2 protein-coding genes are annotated in these 1310 nt (G+C 70.5%); both read right to left on the reverse strand.

Annotated features, from left to right (window positions below; translation table 11 throughout):
- Positions 1-219: 219 nt before the first annotated feature.
- Positions 220-822 (reverse strand): 2,3-diphosphoglycerate-dependent phosphoglycerate mutase, encoded by a 603-nt coding sequence (locus D7V97_RS43045; RefSeq protein ID WP_120616270.1) that lies wholly within the window; start codon positions 820-822, stop codon positions 220-222.
- Positions 823-919: 97 nt separating this feature from the next.
- On the reverse strand, positions 920-1180 hold the full coding sequence (locus tag D7V97_RS43050; protein WP_120616271.1) for a phosphopantetheine-binding protein: 261 nt from the start codon (positions 1178-1180) through the stop codon (positions 920-922).
- Positions 1181-1310 lie beyond the last annotated feature (130 nt).

Raw genomic sequence — 1310 nt, forward strand, 5'->3', positions numbered from 1 at the left:
GCTCATGTCGGCGGCGGCGGCGTTGGCGGCGTCCTCCGTGCGCGGCGCCGTCTGGGCGAGCGAGGCGGCGGAGGTGAGCAGCACGACAGCGAGAGTCAGGGCCTTCATGGTGTGCATCCTTGGGGGTGTTCGTCCTTCGCAAGCATCAGACGGGACGGGGGGCCGCACATTCAACCCCCCCACCCAGGAGGCACGGATACTGCCGCGAGGCGTCAGGGCTCAGGCGCCGCGTTTGGAGACGACCTCGCCCTCGGGGGTGACGTCGTAGACGACGGGCACGCCGGTCGCGAGCTCCAGCGCCACCACGGCCTCGCCGGACAGCTTGTCCAGGCGCATCACCAGGGAGCGGTTGGAGTTGCCGTGGGCCACGACGAGCACGTTCTTGCCCTGGCGCAGGTCGCCCGCGATGGCGCGCTCGTAGAAGGGCAGCACGCGCTTGGCCGTCATCTCCAGGGACTCGCCGTTGGGGGGCGGCACGTCGTAGGAGCGGCGCCAGATGTGGACCTGCTTCTCACCGAAGGCCTTGGCGGCGTCGGCCTTGTTGAGGCCCTGCAGGTCGCCGTAGTGCCGCTCGTTGAGGGCCGCGTCGCGGATGACGGGCGGGCGCTGGCCCAGCGTCTCCAGGAGGATGGCGAGCGTCTCCTGGGCGCGGGTGAGGGCGGAGGTGTAGGCGACGTCGAACTTGAGGCCCTTCAGGGCCTCGGCGGCCTTGCGGGCTTCACCGCGGCCCTGCTCGGTGAGGGGCACGTCCACGAAGCCGGTGAAGCGGTTCTCGTGGTTCCAGAGGGACTGACCGTGACGGACGAGGGCGAGGATGGGCATGGCCCCCCTGCTAGCCCAACCGGGGGCCGTGGGAAAAGAGGCAAGCCCCGTCCACCCGCCCGGCCCGTCGGTTCCCTGTCACGCGGGGGAGGCGAGGCTAACCGGTGGGCTGGGACTCCAGGAGCAGCCGCTCACAGACGGCCGCCACCGCGCTCAGCGTGTTGAACAGGTCCACCATGCCCACCTGGAGGCCCAGGTCGTCCTCGATGCGATTGGCCAGCATCGTCGCCAGGAGCGAGTTGCCGCCCACCTCCAGGAAGTGGTCCTCCGGCCGCACGGCGTCCACGCCCAGCAGCTCCTGCCAGTAGCCCGCCAGCCGCGCTTCCATCGGCGAGGGGGATGCGGTCTGCGTGCTCATGGGGGACTCCTCTTCTTCCAGGGGTTGACTCACCGGAAACTGGGGAAAGTAGAACTACCGCGTCAGGCCGGACGGGTCCAGCGGGCCGATTCCGGGCTCGGCAGGCGGCTTGCCCCGACGGGTGCCCTCC

Source organism: Corallococcus sp. CA053C (assembly GCF_003611675.1).
Taxonomy (GTDB): Bacteria; Myxococcota; Myxococcia; order Myxococcales; family Myxococcaceae; genus Corallococcus.

Bases quoted from the DNA above. Each gene is read 5' to 3' on its own strand.
- D7V97_RS43045 (WP_120616270.1), bottom strand. From the start codon at position 822: ATGCCCATCCTCGCCCTCGTCCGTCACGGTCAGTCCCTCTGGAACCAC.
- D7V97_RS43050 (WP_120616271.1), bottom strand. From the start codon at position 1,180: ATGAGCACGCAGACCGCATCCCCCTCGCCGATGGAAGCGCGGCTGGCG.